The organism is Pseudoalteromonas sp. PS5, assembly GCF_004103255.1.
GTDB lineage: Bacteria > Pseudomonadota > Gammaproteobacteria > Enterobacterales > Alteromonadaceae > Pseudoalteromonas > Pseudoalteromonas peptidolytica.
The window spans coordinates 18,450-40,144 of record NZ_RCSQ01000080.1; the positions used below are offsets into that span (position 1 = coordinate 18,450).

Annotated in this window: 13 protein-coding genes; all 13 read left to right on the plus strand. The window is 42.2% G+C overall.

The features are described from left to right. The first annotated feature begins 3 nt into the window (after window positions 1-3). The 13 genes from prc to D9603_RS10990 all read left to right on the plus strand — a co-directional run bounded on the left by prc (window position 4) and on the right by D9603_RS10990 (window position 21,631). Complete coding sequence (gene prc, locus D9603_RS10935; protein WP_128731328.1) at window positions 4-2,034, plus strand: carboxy terminal-processing peptidase; 2,031 nt, start codon at window positions 4-6, stop codon at window positions 2,032-2,034. 413 nt (window positions 2,035-2,447) lie between these two features. After that, complete coding sequence (gene nhaC / locus D9603_RS10940) at window positions 2,448-3,911, plus strand: Na+/H+ antiporter NhaC (protein WP_128731329.1); 1,464 nt, start codon at window positions 2,448-2,450, stop codon at window positions 3,909-3,911. 155 nt (window positions 3,912-4,066) lie between these two features. Further along, window positions 4,067-6,652: an aminopeptidase N gene (gene pepN / locus D9603_RS10945; RefSeq protein WP_128731330.1), complete on the plus strand. Its 2,586-nt coding sequence runs from the start codon at window positions 4,067-4,069 to the stop codon at window positions 6,650-6,652. Then, window positions 6,653-6,874, plus strand: a complete 222-nt coding sequence (locus tag D9603_RS10950; RefSeq protein ID WP_125252722.1) for a DUF2835 domain-containing protein — start codon at window positions 6,653-6,655, stop codon at window positions 6,872-6,874. 249 nt (window positions 6,875-7,123) lie between these two features. Continuing rightward, window positions 7,124-9,223, plus strand: coding sequence for a DUF1302 domain-containing protein (locus D9603_RS10955; RefSeq protein WP_128731331.1), 2,100 nt, complete (start codon window positions 7,124-7,126; stop codon window positions 9,221-9,223). 11 nt (window positions 9,224-9,234) lie between these two features. Next, window positions 9,235-10,602 (plus strand): DUF1329 domain-containing protein, encoded by a 1,368-nt coding sequence (locus D9603_RS10960; RefSeq protein WP_128731332.1) that lies wholly within the window; start codon window positions 9,235-9,237, stop codon window positions 10,600-10,602. A 76-nt stretch (window positions 10,603-10,678) separates the two neighbouring features. Further along, a complete protein-coding gene (locus tag D9603_RS10965) occupies window positions 10,679-11,401 on the plus strand; it encodes a YCF48-related protein (RefSeq protein WP_241651637.1) in 723 nt (240 codons plus the stop codon). Next, the gene (locus D9603_RS22110) at window positions 11,349-11,684 is read left to right on the plus strand and encodes a hypothetical protein (RefSeq protein WP_241651638.1); all 336 of its coding nucleotides are present in this window, start codon (window positions 11,349-11,351) and stop codon (window positions 11,682-11,684) included. Before D9603_RS10965 ends, D9603_RS22110 begins: the two co-directional genes overlap by 53 nt. After that, window positions 11,684-14,005 carry an MMPL family transporter gene (locus D9603_RS10970; protein ID WP_128731333.1) on the plus strand — a complete coding sequence of 774 codons (2,322 nt, stop codon included), beginning with the start codon at window positions 11,684-11,686 and terminating at the stop codon, window positions 14,003-14,005. The genes D9603_RS22110 and D9603_RS10970 overlap by 1 nt, the downstream gene beginning before the upstream one ends. A gap of 211 nt (window positions 14,006-14,216) precedes the next feature. After that, complete coding sequence (locus tag D9603_RS10975; protein WP_128731334.1) at window positions 14,217-19,055, plus strand: NAD-glutamate dehydrogenase; 4,839 nt, start codon at window positions 14,217-14,219, stop codon at window positions 19,053-19,055. Window positions 19,056-19,191: 136 nt separating this feature from the next. Further along, window positions 19,192-20,202, plus strand: coding sequence for a quinone-dependent dihydroorotate dehydrogenase (pyrD, locus tag D9603_RS10980; RefSeq protein ID WP_128731335.1), 1,011 nt, complete (start codon window positions 19,192-19,194; stop codon window positions 20,200-20,202). 122 nt (window positions 20,203-20,324) lie between these two features. Continuing rightward, entirely contained in the window at window positions 20,325-20,852 is a 528-nt protein-coding gene (locus tag D9603_RS10985; protein ID WP_128731336.1) for a cell division protein ZapC domain-containing protein, read from the plus strand. 389 nt (window positions 20,853-21,241) lie between these two features. Continuing rightward, window positions 21,242-21,631 carry a zf-TFIIB domain-containing protein gene (locus D9603_RS10990; protein ID WP_128731337.1) on the plus strand — a complete coding sequence of 130 codons (390 nt, stop codon included), beginning with the start codon at window positions 21,242-21,244 and terminating at the stop codon, window positions 21,629-21,631. Window positions 21,632-21,695 lie beyond the last annotated feature (64 nt).

Consider the following 21,695-nt stretch of genomic DNA (forward strand, 5'->3'; position numbering starts at 1 on the left):
TATATGAGTAAAAAGTTACCACTCATTTCCCTAGTCGCAGCGTTCGTATCGAGTGTTTCTTTAGCCTCGACAAGCACAGTCACCATTAAAGACTTGCCGGTTCTTAAACCTGAAGCGCAGCATACAACGGCTAGTAAGCGAGTGACCAACTTATTTACTCGACAACACTATAAACGCTTCAGCTTTAATGATGCGTTGTCTGATAAGATATTCGACCGCTATGTAGAAGCAATCGATTTTAATAAATCCTTGCTGTTGCAGTCGGATATCGAAAGCTTTCAGCAATACAGAAAGCGCTTTGACGACGCATTGATTTCAGGCAAACTCGAATTTGCCTATGACATGTTCAATTTGAGTATGAAGCGACGTTTTGAACGTTATGATTTTGCAATAGGTCTCCTCGAAAAAGAAATGGACTTTGAGAAAAAAGACGAGTTCATTTTTGATAGAGAAGACGATAACTACGCAAATTCAATGGTTGAGCTTGATGAGTATTGGCGCCAGCGTGTTAAATCAGATGCGCTGAGATTGAAACTGACTGGTAAAAACTGGGAAGAAATTAAAGAAATACTCACCAAGCGATACAAAAATGCACAAAAGCGCTTGGCCCAAACTAACAGTGAAGATGCGTTTCAAGTCATTATGAACGCTTTTGCACGTAGCATCGAAGCACATACCTCTTACCTGTCCCCTCGAAGAGCCGAGCAATTTAAGATGGACATGGATCTTGAGCTTGAAGGCATCGGGGCGGTATTGAGTTATGATGAAGACTATACAGTTATCCGTAGCTTAGTGCCTGGTGGGCCTGCAGATAAAACTGAAAAGCTGAAACCAGAAGATAAAATTATCGGTGTCGCGCAAGGTGAAAAAGAATTTGTAGATGTGATTGGCTGGCGTTTAGATGACGTTGTCGATCTCATTAAAGGACCAAAAGGCACTACAGTACGTTTACAGTACTTGAAAGGTGCTGATAGCCACGGTACACCAAAAGTGGTTGAGATTGTCCGAGACAAAGTAAAACTTGAAGACCGCGCTGTAAAGTCAGAGGTATTTGAAGCTAAGTACTCTGATCTGCAGAGCAAAATTGGAGTTATTGAAATTCCAAGTTTTTACAACAACCTTTCTCAAGATGTAAAAACTGAACTTGCCAAATTAAAAGAAGCAGAAGTTGACGGTGTGATCGTCGATTTACGACAAAATGGTGGTGGTTCTTTGTATGAGGCGACACAGCTATCAGGTCTCTTTATCGACCAAGGCCCTGTTGTTCAGATCCACACAGCATATAATCGAGTTGAAAGCCAACAAGATAGAGATGGCATTACATTTTACGATGGTCCCTTAACTGTACTTGTTGATCGTTATAGCGCATCAGCATCTGAAATTTTCGCCGCTGCGATGCAAGATTATGGCCGTGCCGTTGTGATTGGTGAGCAAACCTTTGGTAAGGGTACGGTTCAGCAACATCGTGGGCTGGGTAAGAATTACGATTTATTTGAAAATCCTTTGGGAAGCGTAACTTATACCATTGCTAAGTTTTATCGTATTGATGGTGGTAGTACGCAGCACAAAGGCGTGATTCCAGACATTTTATTGCCTTCAGCTGTCAACCCTGAAGATTGGGGGGAAAGTCAGGAAGATAACGCATTACCTTGGGATAGCATCGTTAGGGCCAAATACTCAAGTTTGGATAATTTATCTTCTATGATCCAATATTTAAGTAAGCGCCATGACGAGCGAGTTCAAAAAGAGCCTGAGTTCACTTATGTCTATCAAGATATTGAACAATACAAGGCACGTAAAGACGATAAATCTATATCTTTGGTTGAAGCCGAGCGAATTAAAGAGCGTGAAGAGCGAGATGCACTCGTACTGAAACGTACAAATGAGCGCTTGAAACGACTTGGTTTGGAACCCGTCGAAGATTTAGACGATGCACCTGAAGTCATATCTGAGCTAGATCCCTATCTAGAAGAGGCAGCACTGATCACACAAGATCTCATATCGTATGGTCGAATAGCCAAACAAGGTTCGTAACTGATAAAAGGCGCTTCAAGCGCCTTTTATCTTTGTATCATCCTATCTAACCTTAGCTGCTGATAATTGATGCTAGCTATTGGTGCGCAGTTACCTTAGCGAGAGCAGGACGTGGAAGGGGGTCCCCTAAAACTTTCTGTCTAGACAAGGAGAAAACTAAGTTGTGTCCTAGCAACAATGAGTTAGAACATTCCTTATCTAAACCTCAGGTTAATTAGTGAAATTGGTATTACTTTTATTTTACAATCTTTGCTATGATCTGCGAAATTTTTTGGGCTAATACTTTTTTGAGGCTTTTTGAATGTTAAATGTGGTTTGTCCACATCGTACAAGGATATTCAAAACGGCTCAAAACGGTATACTACAAATAAAATAATTATAAGCATGAGTCGTCGTGCATAGGAGTATTCCTTTTGAAACAACAAAAACAGCCGTCATTTGTCGACGCGCTTATCCCGATTACGCTGCTTGTCACTTTACTGGGGGCCGCCGTATATCTGTATGGTGATAGTTCTTCGTCGGGTCCTAACCAAATAGCATTGTTATTTGCTACTTTCACAGCTGCATTAATTGGCTTGAAAAATGGCTACACTTGGAAAACTTTGGAAGAAGCGATGATCAAGGGGATCACGATTTCCCTTGGGGCAATTATCATTCTGTTGATGGTTGGTGCCTTAATCGGCACGTGGTTACTATCCGGAACTGTTCCGACGTTAATCTATTACGGTTTGCAGGTTATTAATCCAAGCTGGTTCTATGCCGCGAGCTGCTTGATCTGTGGCGTGGTCGCGATGAGTATCGGTAGCTCATGGACAACGGCTGCCACTATTGGTGTTGCACTGCTTGGTGTTGCGACAGGTTTAGGGCTAGACCAGGTGGTCACGGCGGGCGCTGTTATATCCGGAGCATACTTTGGTGACAAACTGAGCCCGTTATCTGAAACGACTAATCTCGCTCCAGCAGTAGCTGGAAGCGATTTGTTTGATCATATTCAACATATGCTGTGGACGACAGTCCCAAGCTTTGTCATCGCACTTATTATTTTTATCTTTATGGGCTTCAACGCTGAGGTAAATAGCGAGGCCGGACGCATAGATGAGATCGTTTCTATATTACAAAGCAACTTTAATATAAATATTTTCATGCTAGTTCCACTATTAGTGCTTCTGGGACTTGCGATTAGAAAAATGCCAGCCTTTCCCGCTATTTCGATTGGCGCTGTGATCGGTGCTGTTTGGGCTGTTTTGTTTCAAGGAGAGTTAATTGCGAGTCAAATTGATCGCAGCCAAGGTGAATTAGTTGGCTATATTAAACTCGTATGGGCAACCTTTTTTGATGGTTTTGCCCTACAAACTGGCGATGCAAAAATGGATGATCTGCTCAGCGGTGGTGGAATGTCCTCAATGCTTACCACAACTTGGTTAGTGATGACTGCACTGATGTTTGGCGCGATAATGGAAAAAACAGGTCTTTTAGATGTATTTGTACGCAGTATTTTAAAAATAGCTAAGAGTACGGGCTCACTTATTGCGTCAACAATAGCTACCTGTGTTGGCACAAACTTGGTTGCTGCCGATCAATACATAGCGATAGTTGTTCCAGGACGAATGTTCAAAGAAGAATATAAAAAGCGAGGCTTAAAAAGTGTCAATCTTTCTCGTACGTTAGAGGATGGCGGTACCATTACCAGTCCACTTATTCCATGGAATACCTGTGGTGCCTACATGCAGAGCGTACTTCTGATCAATCCATTTGATTATGCCATGTATGCGTTTTTTAATTTGATTAACCCATTATTAGCGGTTATCTATGCGTATCTTGGTATTAAAATTTTGAAAATTACGCCACCAGAGATGAAGGTTGAAGGATCAAAGTAAGTGCTGAGATTTGAAAAGAAGCTACAAGGTTACTGATGACAATCGACGGTAGCTCAGATCCAAAAGCGAAAATCGCCTACAATGATTGAAGATGGGCGTAAATGAATTTATTTAATCACACGCCCCAATTTGGGGCGTTTTTGTAAGGAATATCTATGACTCAAAAACCACAAGCTAAATATCGTAAGGACTATATTGCACCTAGCCATCAAGTCGATGAGTTGTCTTTGACCTTTGAGTTAAGTCCACGAAATACCATAGTGACTGCTGTTAGTAAATTTCGTGCAGCTGCTGGCGCATCACAGCTAGTATTGGATGGGGTTGATTTAGAACTGCAATCCTGTCAAGTAAACGGTAAAGAGTGGCACACTCGTGAGCAAACAGAGGCTAAGCTTATATTGAATGAGCTGCCAGCTGAATTTGAACTCACCATTGTGACTCACATATCTCCGCAGACTAATACTTCTCTTGAGGGGTTATATTTATCTGATGGTGCTTATTGCACACAATGTGAAGCTGAGGGCTTTCGTAAGATCACCTACTTTATGGACAGACCCGACGTACTTACCACTTACACTGTGACTATTATCGCAGAAACTAAGTATCCATTTTTGTTGTCGAATGGCAATAAAGTGGAAGAGGGCACGCTTGAAGATGGCAGACATTTTGCCAAGTGGCATGACCCATATAAAAAACCCAGCTATCTATTTGCTTTGGTTGCAGGCAGCTTTGATGTTTTAGAAGATACTTATCAAACCAAGTCTGGGCGGGAAGTTAAATTAGCGCTATTTGTAGATAAGGGTAATTTACACAAAGCACCACATGCTATGACTTCATTGAAAAAAGCAATGGCATGGGATGAGCTGCGTTTTGGGTTAGAATATGACCTAGATATTTATATGATAGTGGCAGTAGATTTCTTCAACATGGGGGCAATGGAAAACAAAGGCCTCAATGTTTTCAATAGTGCTTGTGTACTTGCAAGCCAAGAAACTGCAACAGACCGAGATTTTCACACTATTGAATCAATTGTTGGCCATGAGTACTTCCATAACTGGACTGGTAATCGCATTACCTGCCGAGACTGGTTTCAGTTGAGCTTAAAAGAGGGGCTTACTGTATTTAGAGATCAAGAATTTAGTAGCGATCTGGGGTCTCGAGGGTTAAATCGGATAGACGCGGTAATGGCGATGAGAACTCATCAATTTGCTGAAGACTCTGGCCCAATGGCCCACCCAATCAGGCCTGAAAAAGTAATAGAAATGAATAATTTCTATACAGTGACTGTATACAATAAAGGGGCCGAGGTGATCCGCATGATGCATACTTTGCTCGGTGAAGAGAACTTCCAAAAAGGGATGCAGCTTTACATTACCCGACATGATGGTCAAGCCGTGACCTGTGATGATTTTGTCAATGCTATGATGGATGCCTCTGGCGTTAATTTAACGCAGTTCAAGCTGTGGTATGAACAACATGGAACGCCTAGACTAAATGTAGTGACAGAATACGATAGTGCTGCACAGCGCTATACAATGACAGTTACACAGCAGCATGCAGATAGCGATCCGATAAAAGCGCCGTTACATATTCCATTCAAATTGGAATTGCTTGATGAGCAAGGGCTGAGCATCCCGTTATTGACGCAAAAGGGTGAAATTCAAAGAGCACTCGATATTACTGAGTTTGAACAACGCTTTGAATTTGAGCAAGTGGCAACAAAACCTGTACCTGTACTATTAGAAGATTTCTCTGCACCGGTAATTATGGAATACAATTATTCCACTGATGAATTGCTACATATTTTGCGTTTTGCACGAAGCGACTATGCTCGCTGGGAAGCGATGCAGCAGATATTTATGATCGCCGTCAAAGCTGCGATTGATTCTGGTGATTATAGCTTAGACAGTAAGGTACTCGGTGCCTTATCTTCATTGGTTAAGCATCTAGAAGGAGATCTTGCACTGCTTGCAGAGTTATTAAGTTTACCTACTTTTGATACGCTTGCGAGTCAGTTTAAGACAATTCCAGTAGACGCGTTAGTGAATGTATCTAAGGCATTTGAGTCACAGATTGCTCAGGCACTACAGCAAGACTTGGAACTCGCTTATACTTCATCAACCGAGTCAGGTTCTTTAGATGCGCAGGATGTGGCCGTTCGGGCATTTAAAAATAAAGCCTTATACTACTTGGTTAGAACTGATTCGACACTCGTTGAAGATGCGCTGAGGACACAATTTGCGTCAGATAATATGACCACTAAACTTGCATCTCTCAAAGCTGTGGTATCAGCTGAGCACGAGAAGATGGAAGCCTTATTCAGCGAGTTTGACAGTCAGTGGCGTCACGACGCGTTGGTAATGGATAAATGGCTGGCACTACACGCAAGCTTGCCAAATGATGAAGTGATAACGAAAATAAATACACTTTATGACCACCCATGTTTTGAAAAAGGCAATCCAAATCGAGTACGAGCACTCATTGGTGGCTTCACCCGCAGTAACCCGGCTCAATTTCATCGAATTGACGGCAAAGGTTACGAGCTACTTGGCGACCTTCTAATCGAGCTAAATGGCATCAACCCACAAAATGCTTCCCGCATGATCACGCCGTTTATGTCTTGGCGACGCTATGATGAGACGCGTCAGAAGCTGATGAAAACACAGCTGGAGCGTTTGGCGAGCCTAGAAGGGCTAAGTGATGATTTATATGAAAAAGTAGAAAAGGCGTTGGCGCAGTAAATGAAAGAGTACTTCTTTTACATGGAATTGAGTTATGATAAGTGCCTTGGTTATTACCATGGACATTATACTTCAGTACAAGTGATCGAAGATGGCGGGAAGACGATACGCTTTCCCGCTGAGCGTATTCGTCCATTTATTTCATCGATTGGGATCAGAGGCAGATTCCGCTTAATTTTGGATGATAGCAACAAGTTTCTGTCGTTAGAAAAAGTTACTTAGTATCAGCCAAACTGAAAAACATATTTTATTTTTGTTAAATGAGTTTGTTATAAGCTTGAAATACGTGTTATAAATTATCTGGTAGGACGTCTTACCAAGAGTAAAATGCGCCCCTAGAGGCGAAAAAGCGTTGATTTAATGGCGTAGTATTTGTATTTTCTCGCTTTCGCTTCTATCGTTTAGACAACAAAAAACAATAACTCTAAGAGCTTAAGCTCTAGACAAGACCCGCCAAAAGGGGGAGAAATAATGATAAAAAGATCGCTCTTTGTGAAAAACAAAATCATGCTCGGTCTTAGTGCGGCAATCATGGGAGCTGCCGCGACATCAGTACAAGCTGCTAGTTTTGAAGTTGGTGAGTTCGATATCACTTTCGACTCAACGTTCTCTTATGGTCAAAGTATTCGTGTAGAAGACCGTAATTTTGACTTCATCGGTAAGAGTAATCATCCTCAGTTTAATTGGGATGGTTATAAAGCAACGACTGGCAATACGATCTACTCTTCGTCTCAAATATGGTCGCAACAGGGCGCCTATTCAAATAATGGTGATGCTGGTAATCTGAATTTTGATTCAGGCGATACCTTCTCACAATTATTGAAAGGGACGCACGATCTCGCAATAACCAAAGACAACTTTGGTTTATTTACACGCTTTATGTACTTCTATGATTTTGCGATGGAAGACGGAGACTTTGCATATGCCAACCCGGTGTCTGGTAAGAAAGTAGACCCGTGTGAAGATGATAATACAAGAGAACAAGTTTGTTCAGACTTTCGTTTACTTGATGCCTTTATCTGGGCTGATTTTGACCTCAATGACGGTAAAAACCCACTATCGATACGTTTAGGCCAGCAGGTAGTAAACTGGGGTGAGAGTACGCTGATATCACATGGTATCAATGTTAACCCGGTTGATATCGATAGACTCAAAGCACCAGGTTCAGAAGTCAAAGAAGCTTTTATCCCTGTTGGTATGCTTTGGGCGTCAATTGGCTTATCTGAAAACGTAAACCTTGAAGGCTTCTATCAGTATCAATGGCACGAAACAAGACTACCAGCTACCGGCAGCTACTTCTCAACTAATGACTTTGCTTCTGAAAACGGCTACATGCAAAACGTTCAGCTTGGTTTTACCTCAAACCCTGATATTGATTTGTATCACTTGACCGATGCACTTAATAGCTTATACGCCGACGCAACAGCTTCACTTGTTGCACAAGGGGTTGTGCCAACTGCCGAAACAATAGGTCAGACAGCCGCTGCGATGTACATGGCATATCCAACGAGAGTAGCGCTTAAAGGAAAGGGTGCAAGTGGTATCAGCGAGCCTGATGATGGTGGTCAATATGGACTACGTTTAGGCATATTCTCGCCTGAGCTTAATGATACTGAATTTGCGCTATATTACATTAACTACCATAGCCGTAGACCGCTTATTTCAGGTAAGGCATCTAACTTTACTGGTGCCGCGCTAGCTGCTGATCTGGATTACATTAGAAATAATCCTATTACAGAAGACAACATCACAAATCTAAATGCGTTCACGCAGGCAAAGATCACATACCCTGAAGACATCAAACTTTATGGTTTGAGCTTTAATACGGCGCTTGGTGAAACTGCGCTATCTGGTGAAATTGCATACCGAGAAGATGAGCCTCTCCAAATTGATGATGTTGAGTTATTGTATGCAGGTATGGTTGAACAACTTGCAGCTGCAGGGATAAGAGAAGACTTTGAAGGTTTCTCACAGTTAAGCCAAGGTGATGATATTGCCTTCGTAAACCCTGGAGAAATTGCGCAAGGTTATATATTACGAGACACCATCCAAGCACAGTTGACAGCAACACATCTATTTGGCCCATCTTTGGGGGCTGACAGCTGGGCTGTTGTCGGTGAAGTCGGTGCCGTAACAATCAAAGATATGCCAGAGTATGATGAACTTCGTTTGAACGTGGCCGGTACTGGTCGAAGCGGAGTAATTGAAGGTGTATCGGGTCGAGAGTATGGATTAATACATCAGGCGGTTTCTAATGGACCTGAAACAAATCCATTCCCATCTGCATCAGCATGGGGCTATCGACTGATTGCTAAAGGAGAATACAACAACTTATTTAGTGGCGTTAACTTCTCACCAAAGGTTGTGTTTTCGCATGATGTGAACGGTATAACACCAGATCCAATGTTCTTATTTGTTGAAGACCGTAAATCACTTGGGATTAACCTAAACTTTAACTACCTGAACACTTGGTCATTTGATTTTGGTTACAACACCTTCTGGGGTGGTGGTAAAACAAATACCTTCGCAGATCGTGACTTTGTTTCATTTAATATTAAGTATTCAATTTAAGGGCTTTCGTTATGTTTAGAAAACCTACATTTATCGCAGCAACAATAATTACAATAATGTCTGCAAGTAGTGCAATGGCTAAAATGAGCCCAGATGAAGTTGCACGTTTAGGAAAAGATTTAACACCAATCGGTGCTGAGAAAGCAGGTAATGCTGATGGTAGCATTCCAGCGTGGAATGGTGGTATTACTGCACCACCAGCAGGTTACGAGGTGGGAATGCACCACCCAGATCCATTTGCCGATGACAAGGTGCTATTTACAATCGACAAATCGAACCTCGATAAATACAAATCGTTATTGAGTCCAGGTCAGGTAGCACTATTTGAAACGTACCCAGATACGTTCAAAATGAATATCTACCCGACGAGACGAAGCGCGTCTTATCCTCAGTTTGTTTACGATGCAACGAAAAAGTATGCGACAACAGCTGAACTAATTGAAGGGGGTAACGGGATCAAGAATACCGCTGTTGGTATCCCATTTCCTGTGCCTAAAAACGGCTTAGAAGCAATTTGGAACCACCTATTGCGCTTCCGTGGTTTGTCTATCGCCCGTTATGGTGGCCAGGCAATGCCAACAGAGTCTGGCGATTACAATATTATTGGTTTCGATGAACAGTTATTGGTGAAGTATTCAGCGACGGATGCAACACCTGAAGCGTTGCAAGAGTCAAATATTCTATTTAAGTTCAAGCAGCGTGTAACCGAACCTGCGCGTCTAGCTGGTACGGCTTTATTGGTGCATGAAACCATGGACCAAATTTTGACTCCTCGTCAGGCTTGGACATACAACACCGGCCAGCGTCGTGTTAGACGCGCGCCAAACGTTGCCTATGACGCACCTGGAACAGCGTCAGACAGCTTACGTACAACAGATGATTTTGACATGTTTAACGGCTCACCAAATCGCTATGATTGGAAGCTAGTAGGCAAAAAAGAAATGTATATTCCGTATAACAGTTACAAGCTACATAGCGATAAATTGAAGTACGAAGACATTCTGATGGCAGGTCATATTAACCCAGAACATGTTCGTTATGAAAAGCATCGCGTGTGGGTAGTTGAAGCTAACCTAAAAGAAGGCACTCGTCATATTTACAAAAAACGCGTGTTTTATATTGATGAGGATAGCTGGCAAATCCACGTAGCTGATATATACGATAATCGTGATCAGATGTATCGAGTAGCGATGGCACATGGTCTGAACTATTATGAAGTGCCTACACACTGGAGTACGTTAGATGTTTATTACGATCTGAACTCTCGTCGTTATCTTGCGATTGGTTTAGATAATGAAGAAGACATGTATGACTTCAGTCAATCTTTCAATGATAACGCATTTACTCAGGGTGCTTTGCGCCGTGAGGGTCGTCGTTAATTAGTGAAACATCAGGCTGGAGCTATCTCGCTTCAGCCTTCTTCCTCCTTTCCTCTCACAACTCGAGTGTTTTCTCATGATTAAGAAAGTAGTAGCAGCCTCGATATTAACTATGGCGCATTTAGCTGTGGCCGAAAGCAGCGATCAGATTGCTCCGCAGTCAGCCTTAATGGTCGCACACCCAGAACAGACACTATTTACAGATATTACCGACACAGGTAAAGCATTAGTCGCAGTGGGTAAACATGGCACAATTATATATAAAAAGGCAGAGCAAAAATGGACACAGGCATCAGTGCCAGTTCAATCCTTACTAACTGCAGTGACATTTAAAGGTAATGATATAGGTTGGGCCTGTGGCCATGATGCCAGTATTTTAAAAACCACAGACGGCGGCAAAACGTGGACAGTGAAGCAGTATTTGCCACAGCTCGAGAAGCCTTGTCTAGACATTGAATTTGTTAACCAGCAGCACGGTTTTGCAGTAGGTGCTTATGGGATGTTTTTTGAAACGTTTGATGGTGGAGAATCTTGGAATAAGCGGTTTATTAGCGAGTTTGTTCATCCCGATGATGTTGAATACCTAAATGACTTAAAAGAACAAGATCCGGCTGGGTATGAACAAGAAACTGCATTTATTCTACCGCACTTTAATCGCTTACTTATCACGGACGATAACATGTACCTTGCAGGAGAAATGGGCTTGGTTGCTCAAAGTGAAGATCTGGGCAAAACATGGCAAAAGTTTGACTCATTTTATCGAGGTTCTTTTTTTTTCTATCAACGAAACCAAAGATAATCACTTCGTAGTAGCGGGGCTTCGTGGCAACGCGTTTATCGGTAGTGGGCAGCAAGTTCAACAATTAAAAACAGATAAAACTGCCACAATTAACAATATTATTGTCGATGATTCAACGACTTACATGCTCGCCAACAGCGGTGTCATTTTTAGTATTAAAAATGGTGAAGTTACTTCAAAGCAATTAAAAAATGGCCACTCAATTTTATCTGGCGTGCTTAAAAACAAGAGCTTAGTCCTTGCGACTGAACAGGGGATTGCTGAAATAGAGGTGGGTAACTAATGCAAGCATTTTTAAATCAGTTAGTTTATGTCATCTTTAGGCATCGCATTACCGTTGTCACATTTTTTATTTTGACCACGTTATTTTTGGGGTATAAGGCAACCCAAATTCAATTAGATGCGTCATTTAATAAAAATATTCCATTGAATCATGACTATATGAAAGTCTATCTAGAGCACGAGAAGCAATTTGGTGGTGCAAATAGTATTCTGATTTCGGTGTGTGATAGAGACGGCGATATTTTTAATGAACCGTTTTTTACCCAGCTAAAAGCGGTTCATGACCAACTCTACTTTATTCCTGGGGTAAACCGCCCGTTAGTAAATTCTATCTTTGCACCCAGCGCGCGCTTTGTTGAAGTTGTTGAAGATGGCTTTGCAGGCGGACCTATCATTCCGGCCAATTTTCAACCAACTGAAAAAGGCCTTAGTGTTGTAAAGCAAAATATCGAAAAAGCTAAGGTAGTTGGCCGCATGATAGCCAGCGACTATTCATGTGCCATGGTCACAGCACAGTTAATGGAAATTGATCCACAAACACAAGAAAAGCTAGATACGTTGGCATTTGCACAAAAACTAGAGTCAGAAATCAGAGCACCACTGAGTACTGATAAAGTTAGCATTCACATTATTGGCTTTGCGAAAATGGCCGGTGATATTGCCGATGGCGCAAAAGGTGTGGTGTTATTTTTTGCACTTGCCATCGCATTTACGTTCATCATGGTTTGGATGTTTTGTAAAAGCTTTAAGCTAACTTTATTGCCGATAGCGTGTTCATTCATCGCGGTTATTTGGCAGATGGGTTTATTAAGCACACTAGGCTTTGGTGTTGACCCCATGTCTATTTTGGTACCGTTTTTGGTATTTGCAATCGGTGTGAGCCATGGCGTGCAAATGATCAATGCAATCGGCAAAAAGGTGGCTGAAGGCGTATCAAGCAAAGTTGCGGCAGAAGCAAGCTTTAAAGCGTTGTTGATCCCAGGTGGTATTGCGCTGTTATCAGATACGGTGGGCTTTTTAACCTTACTTGCGATAGATATAGGTATTATTCGTGAGCTAGCCATTACAGCAAGCTTAGGTGTAGCGGTTATTATCTTTACTAACTTAGTATTACTGCCAGTTATGGCGTCTTTTTTCGAATCAGCGAATATCAAACGAATTGGAGACGGTAAGAGTACGAGTCACGATGTGTTTGAGTCAATACGAGAGACACTTGTTAAGACAACAGACAAAAAAGTAGCACGTGTGATTTTACTCATCAGTGCATTACTGTTTGCGTTTGGATATTGGCAATCCGATAAAATGCGTATTGGAGATTTGCATGCTGGCGCACCAGCCTTACACGAAGATGCCAGATATAATCGAGATACCTTCTTAATATCAGACCGCTATGCAATTTCGTCAGACATCCTTAAAGTGATAGTCGAAGCATTTCCCGCAGCATGTACTGATCACGATACGATGGCACGTATTAGCCGTTTTCAATGGCGTATCGAAAACCTCCCTAGTGTGCAGTCAGCGGTCTCTTTGAGCTCTGTAGCTCAAGCTGTGAATGCAGGGTACAACGAGGGTAATTTGAAGTGGCAGACATTACCAAGAAATAGTGCTTCCTTAGTACAGGCGACTTCTCGTGTTGAGACTAGCTCAGGGCTTTTAAACGGCGATTGCTCAGTGATGCCTATAATTATTTTTATGGAAGACCACAAGGCCGAGTCGATAGATCACGTTATTACTCAGATCAAAGCTTTTGCTCAAGAAGAGGGCACGGATGATGTTGCGTTTAGATTAGCATCAGGCCCCATCGGGGTGATGGCCGCGACGAACGAGTCAGTGTCACAAGCACAGGTACCTATGATGATCTATGTTTATGGTGCTGTGATCTTATTGTGCTTGGTAAGCTTTAGAAGCGTGCGAGCGACCATCGCGGTTGTGCTGCCACTGTACATTGTATCAACACTTGCGCAAGCGCTGATGGTGCAATTAGAGATAGGACTAACGGTGTCAACGCTACCTGTGATTGCTCTTGGTGTTGGAATAGGTGTCGATTACGGCATTTATATCCTATCCTCTATGATGGGACAGCTTAAGCAAGGTATGCCGTTGTCAGCGGCTTATCGTAATGCGTTAGCCGAGCGCGGTAGTGCTGTACTGTTTACGGGTATAACACTTGCTATCGGAGTAAGTACATGGATCTTCTCTGCGCTTAAGTTCCAGGTTGATATGGGTATCTTATTAACCTTTATGTTCTTGGTTAATATGCTGGGTGCTGTGTTGCTTTTACCGGCAATTGGAACGCTTCTCTGGTCTGACCAGAAAAAATAATGTGAATAATTGTGCTCCTTTTTATTTGGTATTGGCGATTTATATCTATTTTTTGTGAATAGTTGAGCAAACAGCTGAAAAGCTTGAAATGTTTTCGTCAAAAAGGCTGTTTATTAGCGTAAGAAAGGTTAGAATTTACCTGACTCCACGCTAATAAATGGCTGTACAAATAATCTACCGTTCAAAGGTGGTATAGATTAAGGAACACATAATGACACAAAATGAAGGCACGGCTTCTGTTATCCTAGATAACGTATGCAAGCTAATCCACAAAAAAGTCCATGCTGACAAAGTGTCACTTGTCGAAACGTTTGCCAAAACCTTGTACAGCAATATGTCTAAAGAGGATTTGGCACATCGTAACGACAGTGACTTATACGGCGCAGCATTGAGCCTTTGGAACGCCCTAGATAAAAATAAGTCTGACGAAGCCGTCATTCGCGTTTTTAATCCTGAGGTGGCAAAAGATGGATGGCAATCTTCGCATACTATTGTTGAGATAATTGCTAAAGATATGCCGTTTTTAGTTGATTCAGTGCGTATGGCAATGAATCGCAAAAATATTGTCTCTCACCTATTACTTCACGCTCCACTTAAGATACAAAGAAACGACGATGGTGCAATCACTGCGCTTTCTAACTTAAAAGCAGAGCAAGAATCAACCTCTACTAAAACCGTATTTTTCATTGAAATTGATAGACAGACAGATAATTCAGCTATCGCTGAATTTAAAGCTGAGCTTGAATCTGTTTTAAATGATGTGTCTGTTGCGGTTGCTGATTGGAAGCCCATTCGTGACAAACTGGTGAATGTCAGCCAAGAGCTGCCAACTCGTCATTATAGTTGTTCAAAAGAAGAAGTTGCAGAAGCTGTTGAGTTTTTGGACTGGCTGGTGAGCGATAATTTTACCTTCATGGGCTATCGTCAGTATGACCTTACACCAGTTCAAGGTGACTACGAGTTAAAACCAGTCGAAGGCACAAGTCTTGGTTTGATGAAAAACTCGGGAGATGATCATAGCCGCTTACTTTCAGAGTTACCTGAGGTAGCTAGAAAAGAAGCTCGCAGTAGTAACTTGTTAATCTTAACAAAAACTAACTCGCTGTCGCGTGTACACCGTCCTGCGTACATAGATTATGTTGGTATCAAGCGATTTGATACCAAAGGCAACGTGATTGGTGAAGACCGCTTTATCGGGTTATTCTCTTCGAGCTTCTACAACAATAGTGCAGCCGACGTTCCGGTACTTAAGAGTAAGATTAACCGTATCATGGAGCAGTGTGACTTTGCTAAAGGCACACATGCTTACAAAGCGGTGTTAAATATTCTAGAAACCTATCCGCGTGATGAGTTGGTGCAAGCGCGCGAAAGTGAGCTACTAGAAGTGGCTATGGGCGTGCTACAAACACAAGAACGCGACATGTGCCGATTGTTTGTGCGTAAAGATGTATACGGTCGTTTCTTCTCTTGTATGGTCTATGTACCAAGAGAGCGTTACAACACTGCATTAAGACGTGAAACACAGCAACTACTGGCGCGTGCATTTAAGTCAAGTGAAAAAGTAGAATTCACTACTTTCTTCTCAGAATCAACGTTAGCGCGTACACATTACATTGTACGTGTTGATGACAACAATATAGATTATAACGTGAAAGAAATTGAAAATAACTTGGTTGAAGCCGCTCGTACTTGGGAAGACAAGCTACAAGGTGCATTGCTTGAAAGAGCGGGTGAGTCTCGTGGTAACGAGTTAAACCGTAAATACACCAATGCGTTCCAGTCTGCTTATAAAGACCAAGTATTACCAAGTGCTGCGGTAGTAGATATCGAGAAACTTGAACAGCTCAACGAAGACAATAAACTGGAGATGCTGTTTTATAGACCTCAAGAAGAAGCGACCTCTCAATTAGTACGTTTAAGTTTATTCCATAAAGCTGAGCCAATTCACTTATCAGACGTGATGCCAATGCTTGAAAACTTTGGTCTGCGCGTTATTGGTGAGACACCTTATGCAGTGAAGACTACTGATGGTCAAGTAAACTGGATCATGGACTTCTCTATGCTTATCGACAGCAAGGGGATCACCGACTTTGACAAAGTATCTGCACGTTTCCGTGCTGCATTGACGAATGTTTGGAATAATCGTCTTGAGAACGATGGCTTCAACCGCTTAGTTTTGTTAGGTGGCTTAACTGGACGCGAAGCGTCTATTTTACGAGCGTACGCGAAATACATGCGTCAAATTGGCGTGACTTTCTCGCAATCCTACATTGAAAACACGTTCGACCGCTACCCGCACATTGCGGCGATGATCGTTGAGCTGTTCGTCAAGAAGTTCTCCCCGAAGAAAACGGCATCAGAAAAAACACTGACTAAAGTCATTGATGCTATCTACCAGGAACTAGAGAACGTTGCGAATCTTGATGATGACCGTATTATTCGTCTATATGTCGACATGATTAATGCAACGCTACGTACTAACTTCTATCAAAAAGAAGCTGATGGTACGAATAAGTCATACACGTCATTTAAGATCCAGCCAAATGCAGTGCCAGATATGCCATTGCCACTACCAGCGTTTGAAATCTTCGTTTATTCACCACGTGTAGAGGGTGTACACCTGCGTGGCGGAAAAGTAGCTCGTGGTGGCCTACGTTGGTCAGACCGTCGCGAAGATTTCCGCACTGAGGTACTTGGCTTAGTTAAAGCGCAGCAGGTTAAAAATACGGTTATCGTGCCTGTGGGATCTAAAGGCGGTTTTGTTTGTAAACAACTGCCAACAGAGCGTGAAGCTTTCTTCAAAGAAGGCCAAGAGTGTTACAAGATCTTTATCCGTGGTCTACTCGACATCACAGATAACATTGTACATGGTGATATCGTTCCACCAATCGATGTTGTTCGTCATGATGAAGACGATCCATACCTAGTTGTTGCAGCAGATAAGGGGACAGCTACCTTCTCTGATATCGCAAACGGTATCGCAGAGTCCTACAACTTCTGGTTGGGAGATGCGTTTGCTTCTGGTGGTTCGATCGGTTACGACCATAAGAAGATGGGCATTACTGCAAAAGGTGCGTGGGAGTCGGTTAAGCGTCATTTCCGTGAGATGGACATTGATTGTCAAACAACTGACTTTACAGCGGTTGGTATTGGTGACATGGGTGGTGACGTATTTGGTAATGGGATGCTGCTTTCTAAGCACATTCGTTTGCAAGCTGCGTTTAACCACATGCACATCTTTATCGATCCAAACCCAGATGCAGCAGGCTCATATGTAGAGCGTGAACGTCTATTTAATCTGCCACGCTCAAGCTGGGAAGATTATAATAAGGATCTGATTTCTGAAGGCGGTGGTATCTTCTCTCGTGCAGCCAAAGCAATTACGCTAAGCGCTGAAATGAAGAAGATGATAGGCACCAAAAAATCTAGCATGACACCAAACGAGTTGATCAAAGCATTGTTGAAGATGCCAGTTGATTTACTGTGGAATGGTGGTATCGGTACTTACATCAAGTCTAAATCTGAAACTGACGCTGAAGTTGGGGATCGTGCAAACGATGCACTGCGTATCAACGGCGGTGAACTTGGTGCGAAGATATTTGGTGAAGGCGGTAACTTAGGTGCTACTCAGTTAGGACGTATAGAGTTTGCTTCAAACGGTGGGCGTATCAACACTGACTTTATCGACAATGTTGGTGGCGTAGCGTGCTCGGATAATGAAGTTAATATTAAGATCCTACTGAATGGTTTAGTTGCTGAAGGCGATTTGACGAAGAAACAGCGAGATGAATTACTTTACTCGATGACTGATGAAGTATCAGAGTTGGTATTAAAAGACTGTTACCGTCAGACGCATACACTTTCGATCACGAAGTCTAAAGGTCCAGCTACGCTAAAAGAGAAAGTACGCTTTATCCATGCACTTGAAAAAGATGGCAAGCTAAATCGTGCAATCGAATTCTTACCAACAGATGAAGAGCTAGCAGAGCGCGCTGCGGCAGGTAAAGACCTAACTCGTCCAGAGCTTTCGGTGTTAGTCTCTTACTCCAAGATGGTACTAAAAGAAACGTTAGTGGTTGATGAGATCTCAGAAAACCCATATTACCGTCAGCTTTTAGTTAACTCGTTCCCGTTACCACTACGTGAGCGTTTTAATGCTGCAATGGATAACCACCCGCTACGTAAAGAGATCATTGCAACTAAACTTGCGAACAATATCGTTAATGACATGGGTCTTAACTTTATGGTTCGTATGCACGAAGAAACAGGAGCAACAGATGCAGAGATTGCGATTTGTTACTCTATTGCAAGCGCTATCTTTGAGATGAAAGAAACGTGGTCAGCTATTTCTTCACTGGATAATAAGATCCCGGCAGCAGTCCAAACGGAAATGTTGTATCAATTACGTCGTACGGTTCGTCGTGCAACGCGTTGGTTCTTACGTCATCGTGATAAGTCTCAAACAATCGAGCAAACTATCGCGTTCTTTGCTCCTACATTCAAAGATTTAAGTGCAAACTTACACAACTACATGGTTGCAAACGAAAGCGAGCAAATTGTAGATAAAGCGCGCGACCTTGAATCTCAAGGTGTACCAGCTGAGATTGCACTGCGCATCGTATCGCTTTCAAGCTTGTTCTCGGTAATGGACTTAGCAGAAGTAGCTCATAGTGCGGGTCGTAAGATTGGCGTTGTGTCAAACACTTACTTCACACTGGGTGCAAACATGGGTCTACATTGGTTCCTTGACCAAATTACAGCGCAGCCTGTGGCAAACCACTGGCAAGCACTTGCTCGTGCATCTTATCGTGAAGAACTTGATTGGCAGCAACGCTCACTATCTGAGGTAGTGCTAAATAGCTTTGCCGGTGATGATAGTGACATCAATGAACAGATTGAGCAGTGGATGGATAAACAAGCTGGTTTATTACACCGTTGGCAGCAAATGCTAACTGAGTTTAAGACGTCGCAAAGCCATGACTTTGCTAAGTTCTCGGTTGCACTGCGTGAGCTAATGTTATTAAGCCACAACTGTGATACTTCCAAATAATCTAGAAATCGCTACAATACCCCAGCTTTGACTGGGGTATTTTTTTGTCTAATGTCATTGCCATAATCCATTTAGCTAAAATCACAAAAAGGTGATTTTAGCTAAGTCGATTACGTACCAATACTGAGGAGCTACCATGTTTTACGATCTTGCGCGTCGTTTTATGTTCAACAAAGATGCGGAGTGGGCACACGATTTTGCCCTAGGCAACCTTCGTCGCTTTGCAAATACGCCAATGAGCCTTGCATGGTCTCAATCAGTTCAAGACAAACCAGTTAACTTTTTGGGATTAGAATTTAAAAACCCAGTAGGGCTCGCTGCTGGCCTTGACAAAAATGCTGAGTGTATCGAAGCATTCGCACAAATGGGCTTTGGTTTTATCGAGGTAGGCACTGTTACGCCAAGACCGCAAGCTGGCAACGATAAACCTAGGATCTTTCGTCTACCTGAAGCAAATGCGATTATCAATCGCATGGGATTTAATAACAAGGGTGTTGATTACTTAGTTAACAATGTTAAAGCGGCAAAATACGATGGGATCCTTGGGATCAACATCGGTAAAAATAAAGATACACCGAACGAGCAAGGTAAAGATGACTACATTCACTGTATGAGAAAAGTGTTTGAGCATGCGTCTTATATTACTGTCAATATCTCTTCACCAAATACACCGGGCCTTAGAGATTTGCAATATGGTGAAGCACTAGATGATCTGTTGCAAAGCTTGAAAAATGAACAAATGGATCTGGTAGCTAAGCACAACAAGTCGGTGCCTATGCTGGTTAAGATCGCCCCTGATGTTGATGGTATTCAGCTAGCTCAAATTGCTGAGTCTCTTGTGAACAATCGTATCGATGGTGTTATTGCAACAAATACAACATTAGCTCGTGATGTCGTAGAAAACTTAGAGCATGGAAATGAAGCTGGAGGCCTGTCTGGTCGACCGGTTCGTGAGAAATCAACGCACGTTGTTAGCGAACTAAAGCGTATTACTGAAGGTAAGCTACCCATTATCGGTGTTGGTGGGATCGACAGTGCTGAGTCTGCTAAAGAGAAGTTTGCAGCGGGAGCTGATCTTGTTCAAGTGTATACTGGCTTTATTTACGAGGGACCAGAATTGGTCAAAAGGATCGTTACGTCCTTATAAGGATCGCTCATATAACAAAATGATCGAAAACAAAACGTTATTATAAAAAATTTCATCATTGCGCTTTTCGCGTTATACTCCCACTTACTGGTTATGGTTAATTAGTTTGTGGGAGAGTCGTTTTGCAAGCTTCAAAAGAGTGGCAATGGATACGCTGCGAGAAAAGAAATAGGCTGTTAATTGACTTAGGTGAAGAGCTTCAGCTTTGTACGCCTTTTCGAATTCGACACCTGACCGACGACTCTGCATCAAGCCCGACCTTTAGCCTAAACGAGGCCGAATTTTATCAAAACGTATTCGATTACCTTCGTGGTTTTTCTGTCTGGAGTGAACCACAATGCTGTCAAATTGCTTTGAATGCAACCGCTGCTAAATTCCACCTTCAGCCAATGCAAGCTAAAAGCTGGTTTTTCAAACCGTACAATGGGTGCGAGCCCGTTAGTGAAGCTGTGGTTTGTTTGCGTTCAAAACAAAGCCAAGGCGAGTTTTTGATAATAGAGCATGACGGCCAAGCAAGCCTATGTCTAAATCTAAGTCAACAATTTATCTTAGATGAAGGAATTGAACTTGAGCAATTTCAAGCAATTAAGGTACTGAATGATAGATTATCTCCCCTAGTTTTATCGAACCTAGTACACCAAAGCGCGTAGCGATATTGAGTTAAGGAATAACACAACGTAATGTCTCGCCCATAACCATACTCTAGCTCCCAATCAAAGCACTTCTCCACAAGGTAGCTATTAGCTTTTATAAAGTCTAATTGACCCGAGCCGTTAGGTTGTATTAACTTGTACCTTATACCAATTAGACTTAATACTTGCTCAATTTGAAGGAGTAAATCTGACGCTAACCCGTTAAAAATTTCTTATTTAGAACAGCTAAATAGCAAAATTTTTGCCTTGCCTACAGGACGTAGGTACCTTAGCGATAGCAGGAGACGGTAGCTGAGTTATCGACAAGATTTTCTCGCCTCAACATAGACCACTTAATTAAGATAATTGGTGTTAAATCATTGTAGCAATGAATTAAGGGAATAACTATGAACTGTCTTTGCGACAAAACTTTAAAGCTGATCTACACCGACATTGAAGGCTATTGCGGTTATCAATGCCCATCTTGTGATGCAGTTTGGCTTCCTCGTAAATTTGTAGAAGCGATTAAACATACCTACCATTTTACATACGCAGACTTTCTTGCGACCCGAACACCACTCAAACAGAACGCTGTACAATCATGTCCGGATGATGGCCATAAGCTTGTTGCGTATCAGCTCAATAATGCGTCGTTTAGTGAATGTCCGTGTTGTGCCAGCATTTGGTTTGAAGCAGGGGAGTTACAGGCACTGTTGCAAAATTACCAACGCGTTAATAGCAACACGAGTATCTTAGACAAGCTAGATATTTTTAATTTGTTTAACATATTGTCTTAACGAGTTTGAAATTGGCAATAAAAACAGACGGATTGGCTTTGTCTAAAGCTAATTTGCATATAAT

What these genes read in the sequence shown, in the direction of transcription:
- D9603_RS10970 (WP_128731333.1), top strand. Translation starts at nt 11,684, where the DNA reads ATGCAAGCATTTTTAAATCAGTTAGTTTATGTCATCTTTAGGCATCGC.
- D9603_RS10975 (WP_128731334.1), top strand. Translation starts at nt 14,217, where the DNA reads ATGACACAAAATGAAGGCACGGCTTCTGTTATCCTAGATAACGTATGC.
- D9603_RS10965 (WP_241651637.1), top strand. Translation starts at nt 10,679, where the DNA reads ATGATTAAGAAAGTAGTAGCAGCCTCGATATTAACTATGGCGCATTTA.
- D9603_RS10990 (WP_128731337.1), top strand. Translation starts at nt 21,242, where the DNA reads ATGAACTGTCTTTGCGACAAAACTTTAAAGCTGATCTACACCGACATT.
- prc (WP_128731328.1), top strand. Translation starts at nt 4, where the DNA reads ATGAGTAAAAAGTTACCACTCATTTCCCTAGTCGCAGCGTTCGTATCG.
- pyrD (WP_128731335.1), top strand. Translation starts at nt 19,192, where the DNA reads ATGTTTTACGATCTTGCGCGTCGTTTTATGTTCAACAAAGATGCGGAG.
- D9603_RS10955 (WP_128731331.1), top strand. Translation starts at nt 7,124, where the DNA reads ATGATAAAAAGATCGCTCTTTGTGAAAAACAAAATCATGCTCGGTCTT.
- D9603_RS10960 (WP_128731332.1), top strand. Translation starts at nt 9,235, where the DNA reads ATGTTTAGAAAACCTACATTTATCGCAGCAACAATAATTACAATAATG.
- pepN (WP_128731330.1), top strand. Translation starts at nt 4,067, where the DNA reads ATGACTCAAAAACCACAAGCTAAATATCGTAAGGACTATATTGCACCT.
- D9603_RS10950 (WP_125252722.1), top strand. Translation starts at nt 6,653, where the DNA reads ATGAAAGAGTACTTCTTTTACATGGAATTGAGTTATGATAAGTGCCTT.